At 62.0% G+C, this 12,438-nt stretch carries 10 protein-coding genes and 2 pseudogenes; 4 read left to right on the top strand and 8 right to left on the bottom strand.

Annotated elements, in window-relative coordinates; genetic code table 11:
- Positions 1-54 precede the first annotated feature (54 nt).
- The gene (locus GA0061105_RS13625) at positions 55-1,071 is read right to left on the bottom strand and encodes an ABC transporter substrate-binding protein (protein ID WP_092750682.1); all 1,017 of its coding nucleotides are present in this window, start codon (positions 1,069-1,071) and stop codon (positions 55-57) included.
- 278 nt (positions 1,072-1,349) lie between these two features.
- Between GA0061105_RS13625 and GA0061105_RS13630 the strand changes: the two genes are divergently transcribed.
- Positions 1,350-2,588: a GAF domain-containing sensor histidine kinase gene (locus GA0061105_RS13630; protein WP_064696927.1), complete on the top strand. Its 1,239-nt coding sequence runs from the start codon at positions 1,350-1,352 to the stop codon at positions 2,586-2,588.
- Positions 2,589-2,601: 13 nt separating this feature from the next.
- Positions 2,602-3,324 carry a response regulator transcription factor gene (locus GA0061105_RS13635; RefSeq protein ID WP_011428784.1) on the top strand — a complete coding sequence of 241 codons (723 nt, stop codon included), beginning with the start codon at positions 2,602-2,604 and terminating at the stop codon, positions 3,322-3,324.
- A 71-nt stretch (positions 3,325-3,395) separates the two neighbouring features.
- Here GA0061105_RS13635 and GA0061105_RS13640 read toward each other — a convergent pair whose 3' ends face one another.
- From GA0061105_RS13640 to GA0061105_RS13660, 5 genes are all read right to left on the bottom strand, one after another.
- A complete protein-coding gene (locus GA0061105_RS13640; RefSeq protein WP_092750684.1) occupies positions 3,396-5,129 on the bottom strand; it encodes a CocE/NonD family hydrolase in 1,734 nt (577 codons plus the stop codon).
- A gap of 9 nt (positions 5,130-5,138) precedes the next feature.
- Entirely contained in the window at positions 5,139-6,140 is a 1,002-nt protein-coding gene (locus GA0061105_RS13645; RefSeq protein ID WP_092750686.1) for an ABC transporter permease, read from the bottom strand.
- A complete protein-coding gene (locus GA0061105_RS13650; RefSeq protein ID WP_092750688.1) occupies positions 6,133-7,632 on the bottom strand; it encodes a sugar ABC transporter ATP-binding protein in 1,500 nt (499 codons plus the stop codon). The genes GA0061105_RS13645 and GA0061105_RS13650 overlap by 8 nt, the downstream gene beginning before the upstream one ends.
- Complete coding sequence (locus tag GA0061105_RS13655; protein ID WP_064696923.1) at positions 7,629-8,690, bottom strand: sugar ABC transporter substrate-binding protein; 1,062 nt, start codon at positions 8,688-8,690, stop codon at positions 7,629-7,631. The genes GA0061105_RS13650 and GA0061105_RS13655 overlap by 4 nt, the downstream gene beginning before the upstream one ends.
- 67 nt (positions 8,691-8,757) lie before the next feature.
- On the bottom strand, positions 8,758-10,185 hold the full coding sequence (locus tag GA0061105_RS13660) for an arabinose isomerase (protein ID WP_092750690.1): 1,428 nt from the start codon (positions 10,183-10,185) through the stop codon (positions 8,758-8,760).
- Positions 10,186-10,434: 249 nt separating this feature from the next.
- Between GA0061105_RS13660 and GA0061105_RS13665 the strand changes: the two genes are divergently transcribed.
- Entirely contained in the window at positions 10,435-11,319 is an 885-nt protein-coding gene (locus GA0061105_RS13665) for a helix-turn-helix domain-containing protein (RefSeq protein WP_064696921.1), read from the top strand.
- A gap of 45 nt (positions 11,320-11,364) precedes the next feature.
- On the opposite strand, the pseudogene GA0061105_RS13670 reads toward GA0061105_RS13665, so the two are convergent.
- Positions 11,365-11,529 (bottom strand): annotated as a pseudogene (locus GA0061105_RS13670) (LysR substrate-binding domain-containing protein); the annotation flags it as partial.
- On the opposite strand from GA0061105_RS13670, the pseudogene GA0061105_RS32155 reads away from it, so the two are divergent.
- Positions 11,515-11,670, top strand: a pseudogene (locus GA0061105_RS32155) (alpha/beta hydrolase); the annotation flags it as partial. The pseudogenes GA0061105_RS13670 and GA0061105_RS32155 sit on opposite strands and share 15 nt — an antisense overlap.
- Here GA0061105_RS32155 and GA0061105_RS13675 read toward each other — a convergent pair.
- Positions 11,628-12,266, bottom strand: coding sequence for a TetR/AcrR family transcriptional regulator (locus GA0061105_RS13675; protein ID WP_092750692.1), 639 nt, complete (start codon positions 12,264-12,266; stop codon positions 11,628-11,630). The pseudogene GA0061105_RS32155 and the gene GA0061105_RS13675 overlap by 43 nt on opposite strands.
- Positions 12,267-12,438: the final 172 nt, after the last annotated feature.

Raw genomic sequence — 12,438 nt, forward strand, 5'->3', positions numbered from 1 at the left:
TCGAAAGGACTGCCGCGCGGCCATTTGCGGCCCGCGCGGCAGTCGCCGGGAGAGTTATTTTGCCGACTCGATGACCTTGATCGCATCCGCCTGCGTGTATTCCACATTGGCCACGCCGCCGGCCTGGGTGTTGGCGAGGTTCGTTTCGAGATTGTCCTGGTCGATGCGCAGGAAGGGCACGACGAGGTCCTTCTTGACCTGCTTGCCGTCAAGGATCTGCTGGGCGACCCAGAAGGCGAGCGTCGAGACACCGGGCGCGATCGATACGGACATGGTCTCGTAGCCCTTTGCGTCCTTCTGCTCCTTCCACCACTTCAACTCGTCTTCGCGGTTGCCCATGATGATGATCGGCATCTTCCGGTTGGTCGCGGCGATCGCCTGTGCGGCGCCGTAACCATCGCCGCCCTGCGTCACTACGCCGACGATCTCGGGCAGGCTCGGCAGGATGCCGGCGACCGCCTTCTGCGCGACGTCCTGCGCCCAGTCGCCGTGAACGGAGCCGACGATCTTGAACTGCGGGAACTGCTTGACGCCTTCGTGGATGCCCGCCGAGATCTCGTCGTCGACGAAGACGCCGGCGAGGCCGCGGATCTCGAGCAGATTGCCGCCCTGCGGGATTTTCTTCGACAGATACTCGACCTCGCTGCGGCCCATTTCCTTGAAATTGACGGCGATGCGCCAGGCGCAGGGTTCGGTCACGATGCCGTCGAAGGAAACGACGGTAATGCCGGCGTCGCAGGCTTCCTTGACCGCGCCGTTCAGCGCCGTTGGCGAGGCGGCGTTCAGCACGATCGCGTCATAGCCCTGCAGGATCATGTTCTGAATCTGCGCAGCCTGTTCGGTCGCCTGGTTCTCGGCGGTGGTGAAAGGGTCGGCGGCGGCAACGACACCTGATTTCACGGCTTCGCCCGTCACCTTGCCCCAGCTCGTCAGCATGGCCTGGCGCCAGGAGTTTCCGGCATAGTTGTTGGAAAGGGCGATCTTCTTGGCCGACGTGTCGGCAAAGGCGGAAATGGGCATGGCGGCGCAAGCAATGGCGGCCGATGCCAGAAACATCTTACGGATTGTCATGTCTTCCTCCCTCATGATCGCGCCGGTCGGCGGATCGCTTCACTCCTGCCGGCTGAACCGGGCCCGAGTGAAAATTGTTCTTGCACTGAGCTTCCTCCTCTCAGTATGGGCAGGATGCGGGAGATCGGCCGGCCTGTACAGGGGCAAGGCGGCAACTCGTTTGCGGGTTTTGCGCAACAAGCTGCGGGTTTACGCAAGACGGCGGCCCATCCGTGGGCGCTTACTGGGAAACGATCACGCCGGGTTGAGGAGCCTGTCGTGACGGGGAGGAACTGACAATGCTGCATCTCGCACCGGCAGCCCTGTTCGACCACTATCTCGGCATTTCCCGGCTGCTCGCGGGCCAGCTCGATTTCCGCTCGGCCATCCGTTCGGTCGCGGCCGAAGTCGCCCACATCATCCCGCACGACCATCTCGATGTCTGCGTGCTGCTCGAGGGCGGCAACTATCACACGGCCTACGAGACCGGCATCGAGACCGCCTGGGGCGAGATCGCCGGCGCGCCTGTCGTCAACAGTCCCATCCGTTCGCTCTTGAGGGGTGAAGTCGAATTTTTGCTCTCGGACGACGCCATGAAAGATCCGCGCTTCCATTTCGAGGGTGCGTTCAAGCGGCCGATCGTCGAACAATCGCTGAGGAGCCGGCTGCATGTGCCGATGAAGGTGCAGGGGACGATCATCGCAGCACTTTCCTGTTCGTCTCACAAGGCGGGCGTCTATACGATGGAGGACGTCGAGCGCGCTCGTATCATCGCCGATCTTCTGACGCCCTATTTCTTTGCGCTGCAGGCAGCCGAGCAGGCTCAACGCTCGGCGATCGTCGAGGCGGAGGCGCGCGCTCGCGAGGAGGGGCTGCGTCAGGGTGCGCTGAAGCTTACAGAAGCCCTGGAGCAGGAGCGCCAGCGGATCGGCATGGACCTTCACGACCAGACGCTCGCCGACTTGACTCGGCTTGCCCGCCGGATCGATCGGCTGTCGCGCAACGGCGAGGTGACGCCTGAGACGCTCGAACCCGTCTCTCGGTCGCTGCAGCATTGCATGCAGGATCTGCGGCAGATCATCGAGCAGGCAAAACCTTCCGTGCTCCAGCTGTTCGGCCTCGCACAGGCTATCGAGCATCATCTCGACCGATCGACGCGCGACACCGGGTCGGGCATCGAATGGGGACTCGTCGACGAAACGAACGGCGCGTTGGAAAGGCTGGAACCGACCGTCAGCGTCGCCTTGTTCCGCATAGCGCAGGAGGCGATCAACAATGCTGTGCGCCATGCCGCCCCGCTGGCAATCATGGTGCGGCTCGAAGCCGACGACGAACAGCTGTCGATCGAAATCTCCGACGACGGGACAGGGCTTGCCAAGACGCGCGGACGGATCGGCGGCGGCATCGACAATATGAAGACCCGCGCGAGGCTGATCTCGGCGCGCTTCACGATCGGCGCCGGCCAAAATAATCGCGGCACTGCGGTGCGCGTCGTGCTGCCGCTGGCGCCGAGCGGCCCGGCGGCTGAGCCAGATTGAGGAGAAAGGCAGGATGAAGGTTCTAATCGTCGAGGACGACCCGCTGCACCGCTCCTACTTGCACGAGGCTGTTAACGCCGCCTTGCCGGAATGCGATACGGTGATCGAGGCGGAGAACGGAACGGCCGGCGAGAAGCTCGCCCGCGATCATAAGTCAGCGCACATCGTCATGGATCTGCAGATGGCGAGCCGCAACGGCATCGAGGCGGCGCGCACGATCTGGAAGGAGCGGCCGGAGACCCGCATCCTGTTCTGGTCAAATTATTCGGACGAGGCTTACGTGCGCGGCGTCTCGCGCATCGTGCCGGATGGCGCCGCCTATGGCTATGTGCTGAAATCCGCTTCCGACGAGCGGCTGAAGCTCGCGCTACGCTCGATCTTCATCGAGAGCCAGTGCGTCATCGACCGCGAGGTGCGCGGCCTGCAACAGAAAAGCCTGGGCCAGACCAATGGCTTCACCGATTCCGAATACGAGATCCTTGTCGATATCGCCCTCGGCCTGACCGATCGGGCCATCGCCAAACGCCGGAGCCTGTCACTGCGCAGCGTGCAAAACCGCCTGCAGCAGCTCTACGACAAGCTCGACGTCTACCAGACGGCCGGCGACGACCACGAGGACGGCCGCTTCAATCTGCGCGCCCGCGCCGTCACGATCGCTTTCCTACGCAAACTCCTGAACTACAGCGCTTTGGAACGGGCGGAGGCGGAATTGCAGGAATGGCTCGATGGAAAATAGTTTGAAACGCTGCCTCGAACACGGCTTTCGTCCAGACGCTGCAGTCTGAATCGTGGGTTTGCCAGCGTTGGCTATGCCCTCAACCCGGCCAGTGATCTCGCCTCAGGATAGGCAGCCGTCACCACCGGCAGGATCAGACGGCTCGGATAGGCCGCGCCGGAGAAGACTCGCTGCCTGGCCGGCACGAAATCCGATGCCCGGGCGAGGGTAGAAGGGACCCCTGACTGCGGATTCCGGTCGAAGCGCGGGAAGTTGGACGAGGCGATCTGAAGTCGCAGCCGATGTCCTTTCTTGAACAGCCGGCTGGCATGTCCGAGGCGGATGGTGAGCTCGGCGGGATCATCGCCCGCTTCGCTGCCGCGCTTCCATCTGATGATTCCATCGACGATAGCGAGACTCCGGTCGTCCGGGGCCACGTCGCAGAGCTTGGCCGTCCAGTCGCAGGTCGTGGCGGAGGAGGCGACCCACAGGCATGCCGTCACAAGCCCGGTCACCTCGATATCGTCCCGCAGGGGCTGGCCGGTGAAAACCAGAACGTCGTCTCGGATCTCGATCGGCGCCTGATCGAGCGGACCGGAATTGCGGCCGAGAAGAAGGCCGGGCAGGAATGTCGCACCGCCGATGGTCGGAACCGGCATGGATGGGTCGGAAACATAGCTGGCGCTCGCTTTTGCGCCCGGACTTGAACCCAGCGTAGCTCGGCTGCAATCGAGGAAATGCGGCACGGCAACCATGTCAGGCAGAGGCCAATCCGGAGCGGCGTGCCAACTATTCGATCCTGAACGGAAATAACGCACCGTCGGAGAATCCTGCTGCCGATCCCGAAGAGCGCTGTCGAAGAAAGCCAGGTTCTCCTCCGGAAGATCGACGGCCGATGCCCCGTAACCCAACCATTCCCCGCCCTGCCAATCGCTGGGATTGCCATGCGACCATGGGCCGATGATGAGCCGATCGGGCATGTCGCTTTGCCCCGTCCATCGGGACTTTGCCTTCTCGAAGAGCTCGATCGAGCCCTCGAGAAAGATATCGTTCCAGCCGGCGACGACCAGCATCGCGGTTTCGTTCGCCTCGACCCAATCGGGTGAAAACAACTCGGACTCGCCCCAGATCGCCCGGGGATCGAACCAGTCCCGGACATAGGGTGCGAGTTCGGCAATCGCTTCATTCAGGATTGGCAATCGGGCAAAGGCTGCGAAAGGATCCTGTTGCAAGCGCTCCAGAAACGCTTGCGAGCGCTCCCGCACATCGGGCGGCATCACCGCTGTCCGATGCAGGATGTGGTCGGCGCCCAGCGCCTCAATCACCCATAACAGCAGGAATGCGAGTTCGAGTGCACCGCCGCGATACATCCAGGTTTCCCCATGGCGCGCCGTCGTCAATTGCGGAGCAATCGCTTTCAGACCCGCCGGATTTTCCGACAGCGCCAGCACCTGCGTGGCGCCGACGTAGGAAGCACCGAACATCCCGACTTTGCCGTTGCAGAACGGCTGGCGTCTCAGCCATTCGATCGTATCGGCGCCGTCACGCCCCTCGAATTCAAAGGGAACGAACTCGCCGTCCGACTGATAGCGTCCGCGGGTATCCTGGATGGCGATCGCATAACCTCGGCGCAGTGCCGTCTGAAACTCCAAGGCGGAGATATATTGTGAGCCGAACGGCGCATCCTTGCGATAGGGCGTGCGCTGCAGAAGCACCGGCCAGGCGCCTTCCGTCGCCGGGAGCCAGAGATCGGTCTTTAGGATCACACCATCGCGCATCACTACATCGACATTGTCGATGAGCCTGAACGTTGTTTGCTTCGTCATGGCCTGTTCTCAGCGCCCGCCGACAAGCCGCTGCCGCAATTGGTCGAAGGAGACCGCAAGGATGAGCAGAAAACCGGTGGCGGCCTGCTGCCAGGAAGAGTTGATGTTCATCAGCGTCAGACCATTGTTCAGCACCCCGACGATCAGCAGCCCAATCACCGTGCCGAACATCGTGCCGGTGCCGCCCTTCAGCGACGTTCCGCCGAGGATGACGGCGGTGACGACGGCAAGCTCCAGGCCGAGGCCGGTGGTGCCCGACGTGGAGCCCAGCTGCGAGGCGCTCATCAGCCCGCCGAGCCCGATAAAGGCACCGGAGAGCGAGAAGCCCAAAAACACTACGCGCTTGGTCTTGATCCCGACCAGACGCGCGGCATTCTCATTGGCGCCGATCGCGTAGATCGACCGGCCGAAAACCGTGCGTTTGAGGACGATGCCGACGACGATGGCCACGAGAACGAAGACCAGCGCAGACAGCGGGATGTTGAGGAAAGGGCGCCAGATTGCCCAGTCGAAATTTGCAATCAACATGTTCTTGCCGCCGCCGATCGACTGGGTCAGGCCGCGGAAGATCGCCAGGGTTCCAAGGGTGGTGATCAAGGCGTTGACGCCGATCTTGGTAACCAGGAAGCCGTTGATCACGCCGATCGCCATGCCCACAAGCATTGCGAGGGCGCTTGCCGGAACGATGCCGATGCTGTTGACGGTGAGGGCCATGATGAGGGCGACGAAGGCGACGCCACTGCCGACCGACAGGTCGAACTGGCCGGCAATCAGCAGCATGGTTCCGCCTGCCGCAAGCACGCCGGTAATCGACAATGCCGTGATCACGTTGACCCAGTTGCCCCAGGTCAGGAAGTAGGGCGAACTCAATGAAAAGAACACGATCTCAGCGAGCAGGAAGGCGAGCAGCGCGGCCGATTCCGGCGTTTTGCGCCAGAAGCTGGTTTTGTCGCTACTCGTGTCGATATCCGCCATAGCTGTCATGGCCTCGGATTGAAGCTTGTCATGCATGGACACCGCCTCCCGCGGCTTCGGTCAGGGTTTCAGTGGAAATGCGATCGTGCGGGATCTCCGCGATCAACCGCCCGCGGACCAGGACGAGAGCGCGGCTGGCGACCGCGTTGATGTCCTCATAGTCCGAGGTCGCGATGATGATGGCATGGCCGTCGGCAGCCAGTTCGGCGAGGATGCGATAAATCTCCTGGCGGGCGCCGACATCCACACCGCGTGTCGGTTCCGTCAGCACCAGGATCCTGGAGCCCGCCTCCAGCCAGCGGCCGAGCAAAACCTTTTGCTGATTGCCGCCGGACAATTCGGTGATGATCTGGTTGCCGGCGGTGTCCGCCTTGACGCGTAGCTTCCGATGCCAACGGGAATAGGCCGCCCGCAGTCGCTCGCCGCTCAGCATGCCGGAGCGCGACAGTCGCGGCCAGCTCGGTGCGGACAGGTTTTCTGCGAGCGTCATGGTGCGCAGCAGTCCCTCGCTTGCCCGGTCCGCCGGCAGATGGCCGATCGAAGCGGCGATCGCCTCGGCGGGATGGCGAAAATGGGCGGGCCTGCCGTCGATGAGAAGCTCGCCTCTGTCGAATGTTCGCGCACCCACCAGCGACGCCGCGAGCTCCTGGACGCCGGAACCGACCTTGCCGTACATGCCGAGGATCTCCCCCGGTCCGAGAGCGAAGGAGATATCCGCGAAGGCGTCCGATCCAAGGCGTTCCGCTCGAAGAACCGGTTTGGCGCTGGAGGACGACGGGCCAAGCGAGTGGCGCGCATGCGCAACCGCCCGGCCGACCATTGCCTCAATGACCTGTTCCTGGGTGACTTCATCCGTCGGCCGGTCCAGGGAAACGCGGCCGTCCCGCAGCACGCAGACCCGGTCGGCCAAGGTGAAGACTTCGTCGAGCCGGTGGGTGATGTAGAGAACGGCCGTGCCGCGTTCGGCCAGGCGCCGGATCAGCTGAAAGAGTTTGCGCGCCTCGGCGTCCGACAATGCGGCGGTCGCCTCGTCGAAGATGATGCACTTCGACGTGCCGATCGTCGCCCGGGCGATCTCGATGATCTGCCGCTCGCCGAGCCGAAGATTTGCCACCTTCGCCGTCAGCGGCAGATCGGCGCCGAGCAGATCCAGCGCCTCTTTTGCCATCCGCTGCATGGCCCCGCGATCGAGAAGGCCAGCTCTCGTCGGCCAGGCACCAAGGACGATATTTTCGGCAACCGTCAGGGTCGGAGCGTCGGCGATTTCCTGGGTGATCAGCCTGATGCCGGCATCGCGCGCATCGCCGACGCCGTGGAAGGATGCGACCTTGCCGTCCACCGAAATCGTGCCGTCGTCCGGCCGGTGATCACCCGCCAGAATGCGTACGAATGTGGACTTGCCGGCACCGTTTTCCCCGAGAAGGGCGGTGATCGTTCCGGCGGCGAGATCGAGGTCCACACCATGGAGCACCTCGACCGGGCCGAACGATTTCCGGATGCCGCGGACGGCAAGGAAGTCCGTCGTCATTTGCAGGCATACTCCGGATAGATCTGGGCGACATTCGCCGGCGTGATCAGCTCATGCGGAACCAGGATCTGGCTGTTGATCTTCTCGCCTTTGATCGCCTTGACCAGATTGGGCACGATCAGATCCGCATAACGTTCGGGAAAATAAGCCGCCGTGGCGATGAAATGCGGGGCAGTCCAGATCTGGCAGTTGTCGGGATCGAAATTCTGAACGCCGAGATAGAGATCCTGGTTTCGCCCCTGCGTGCGTGCCGCCGCAAGCGCTGCGGTGATGACATCTTCGTTGATGCCGACGGTGATGATCTTGCCGGCGCCGGGCAGGGCGGTCAGCGTATCGGTAAATTGGCGCTGAGCGGCATCGGCCTGGCCGCCGGCGCCCGTGTCGATGATGCGCAGGTTCTTGACCGGCCCGCAGACGGCTTCGAAGGCTTTGCGGATGCCGCCCATGCGCTGGTCGTTGACGACGCCGACTGCAGTCGATTCCAGCGAGACGAAGGCATCATATTCGCAGTTGAAATTCTTGGCGAAATACATCCCGAGTTCGTGGCCGACGATTTCGCCTGCATAGGAATTGGCGGCACCGACAAAGGCCGTTTCGCACGGCTTCTGTTCGATATCGATCGCAATGACCGGAACCTGCGGGCCTTCGGCGCAGATATTGGCGGCAGCTGCCGCATCCGCCTGGAAGGTGATCAGGCCGTTGACGTTCTGCGTCTTGAATTGACGCACGCAGGCAAGAGCGGTGGCGGCGTCCATTTTGGAGTCGCAGGTGACCAGCTTGAAGCCGGCCGTCTCGGAGGCCTTCTCCATGCCGCGCTGCAGCGCGTCCGTGAAGGGAACGCCGAGGATGAGCTGCGTAAAGCCGAGCGTCAGTCCCTTGGCACTGCCGGGTGCGATCGGCTCGAATTTTGCCACTTCCGCAGGCGGGGTCGGCGCCGGGGCATCAAGATGAATTTCGGCAGCACCAGCCGGCTGGCCTCCCAGCGCCAGAACGGCCGCGACGAGCAGCCCCGCCAAGCGGCGGCTGCGGGCCGGCTCTTTCGAATTCCCTATGGGCATGTCAGGTCCTCCTCACCTGTTGATTGTTTGACCGGAGCGCCAGGCCACGGTCCATGCATGCGAGTTTTCAGCAGATCTGGATCACCTCGAGATCCAGAAGCTTGCCGAGTTTTTCGATTTTTCCGGCTATATGTCCGACGCCGACGGCACAGTGATGCGCCGGCCCTTCCGCATTCCAGTTCTCGACGAAGCGGCGGGCGCCGATCTCGAACTTGTAGCGGCTGTTGGTATTGCCGATTTCCAGAATTGGCCCGGGCACGGACTCTCCCTCTGCGCAGAGCAGGACGATGCGCCCCTCGCGCTCGATGACCGAAAGAAGGGTCACCGGCCCATGTTTGACGGACATCTCAACACTTACACCGGATCCGACCTTGCCATGATAGACCTTCAGCGGGCGGATCTTGGTCCTGTCTTCGGCAGCCTTGATATGCCCTGGTCCGTCATGACCCATGAGCACCACGTCTTCGCGGAAATCCATCGCGTAATATTCGGTGAAGGATCCGCCGACGCCGAAACTATCCATGATCTTCATTGCCTGGACGTTCTTGACCTCGTATTCCCCGGCCACCGGGACGCCCTGTGCCGTCAGGAGCGAGCAGCCAATGATGACCGAAGTGATCACGTCCTCATATTCATGGCCGGGTGACGATTCATAATAATAGGCAAGCGAACCTAGCTTTTTGGCGTCGACGAACTTGCGTAAGGCAACGGCCGTGCCGGCCGCCCTTCGAAGCTCTGTCGGATCGCAGTCCGGATCGATGTCGAATTCGCGCCGGATGGTTGCCAGAGTCGCGGTGATTTCCTCGTCCGTCGCCTCGCGCCGCAGCCGCGCCAATTCGTCGATCTCGACAATTTCGACATGCGTACCGAAGGCTGCCGTATGAGCCGTCAGGTCGGAATAGATGTCGAGCATGCCGTTGTAATAGCGGCCCATGACGCCCAGCCTGTTATGCGCCATCACATGGGCGACGCGCGCCGCGTCGATCCAGTCGGCAATCTCATGGTCGACGACCGGGTCGTCGTGCAGCATGCCGGTGATTTGATGAAAGGCGACGCCCGACCGGCGGAACACATTGGCGATCTCGGGCACAGGACAAGCGCCGCAGTGGGCAAGCCATTCGCCAGTCATCTTTGTCCGGTCGCCCAGCGCGTTGAAGCTGCGATAGTCGATCGATGCTTGCGGCTGCAGGTTCAGGATGACGACGGGGACGCGCGCGCGCCGCACGACCGGCAGGACCGTGGACGACAAGGCGTACGTCGTCACATGCAGGAAGATGATGTCAACATCGGCCTCGCGGAAACGATGACCCGCGTCGATGGCCTTTTCGGGCGTGTCGATCAGGCCGAGGTTGACGACCTCGATATCGGGACGGGCCAGTTTCTCGGCCATTTGGCCGACATAAGCCGTCAGCCTTTCCTCCAGACCCTCGAACTGCGGCCAATATGTCGCGAGACCTATGCCGAAGAGGCCGACTTTGAGCTTGCGATCCGTCATGCGCGCTCTGGCCTCGAGCAGCAATGCGCAGGGTATTGCAGCAGGCGAGAGCCGGCCGCACTCAGCAATGATGACACTGACTTTTCTCCTCCAGGGCCGCAACCGGGTTGCGGTTGGCTATCTGCCTCCGGCGGCAACTCCTGATGCCGGCTCCATCCTCTGGTAAACCGTAACACCACGAATGCGAGTTGACATCACGGTCTTTTCTCCAAAAATGATCTGAAGCATACAAAAAATGATCCTCGGCGGATGCGCATGACCCAGAATTATTTCCTGTATTTGCCCGATAATCGGCTGTGTTCTGCCTGGGGATGCACGGCGGTTTCGACCGGGCATACGAAAATCCTGCCTCATTCCGTCTATCCTCCGATGCGCCACCCGGATGATCATCATTTCGATTGGAAAAGAGGCCGCATCCTGCAGGCCTATCAGGTGATCCTCATCGCCGAAGGGCGCGGTCTGTTTGAATTCGGACGCCGCGGCAAGACGCAACGCGTCGAAGCAGGCTCCATCGTGCTCCTGTTTCCCGGTGTCTGGCATCGCTTTGCGCCCGATCCAGAACTTGGCTGGACGGAAAACTGGATCGAATGCCGCAGCACGGCTTTCGATTTCGCCCGCACTGCGGGCCTGATCGACCCGACGCGATCCGTCCTGCCGTCGACGCCGGAAGTCGGCGCTGTTTTTGAGAGGATCCATGGCCTTGCGGTCGACGACGGGCTTGCCAATCAGCCGCTGCTTTCGACACTTGGCCTTCAGCTTTTGGCGCTGCTGTCGCAGCAGAAAGAACTGACGTCGGCTGCTCCCGCAGACCGGCTGGTGGAGAGGGCTCGCATGCTGCTGATGGAACGGTGCACCCAGCGGATATCGGTAGAGGACGTGGCGGGAGAACTCGGTGTCAGCTATTCCTATTTCCGACGCGTCTTTCGCGACAAAACCGGTGTTTCACCGAAACAGCATCTTGTGTCGCTGAGGATAAGGCGGGCGCAGGATATTTTCGCCAATACCGACAAACCCATAAAAGAAGTCGCCGGTCTTCTAGGCTTCAGTTCGGCTTTCCATCTCTCATCGCAATTTCAGCATCTGGTCGGCTGCAGCCCATCCGAATACAAACGCCGGTCAATCGGCGCGGAATAGGGGGTTGCCAGTTTCCCGGCAGGAGAATCTTGGAAGGAAGCGTAGCCCATGGCGCCCGAAATAATCGGGACTGCCGCACACAACGAAAAGCTGATCACCGAGATGGCGGGCGATCAGCCGTGCATCGGCAAGCTCGCCGCTGCGCACGACAACATCCAGACCCTCTTGAACCAGGTCTATGACCCTGTCTTCGGCGAGTATCTCGGTCTCTGGGGCACGACGCATACGGGCTTGCTGGTCGGGCAAAGATACCACGAAGCCGTCAGCCGCATCATGATCTGGCTGACGCGTTTCGATGAAGAGAATGTTCAGCCCTCCAGGCCGAGGCTCGCCAGCAGCCGGCCGACATAGGCTTCCAGGCCGCCGACCATGTCGAAGCGATCGGGATCGCGCAGCCACAGCATCTGCAGGCCGTCCATCACGGCGATCAGTTCGGCGGCCATCGCCTTGCTGTCGATCCGCTTGTCGATCGCGCCACCGGCGATCGCCCGCTCGAAGGTCGCGGCGATATCCTTCTGCATCTCAGTGGCGCGATCCAGAAACCACGCTTTGGCGGGGTGGTCCTTCATCAGGCTTTCGGCATTCAGGATGGCGAAGGCCCTGATGACCTCGATCATTCCGGCGTTGCGGCGGAAGATTTCGACCATGCCCTTGAGCAGACCGCTGACATCGGAGCGATAGTGCCCGATGAAATCGGCGCTATCGAGATCTCGCTTGGCGAGGATGGCGAGCAGCAGATCGACCTTGGTCGGGAAGTGGTGCAGCAGGCCGGGCAGCGACAGGCCGACGTCCCGGGCGATATCGCCTATCGCGGCATTCTGGTAGCCGTCGTCGGCAAAGCGCCGCATCGCCGCCGCCAGGATCTCGGTGCGGCGCTCTTGTCCCTTGCGGGAACGGCGCCGGCGCACTTCCGCCTGTCCGGTCTCTTCTTTTGAAAACTCTGCCATGTCTCCCGTCTGCCTCTTCCCGCTGCGGTCGGCAAGCCTTCCGCCGATTTCTCCAGTGCCGATTGATACAACACGCCTGCCCAGTTGACATCTTAAAAATACCGAGTAATCGGTAGGTTTAACGGCTGCTGAAGGCGACCATAAGCCAGAGGGATGTCTTCCGGTCCTCACA

This window comes from Rhizobium aethiopicum, assembly GCF_900094625.1.
GTDB classification, from domain to species: domain Bacteria; phylum Pseudomonadota; class Alphaproteobacteria; order Rhizobiales; family Rhizobiaceae; genus Rhizobium; species Rhizobium aethiopicum.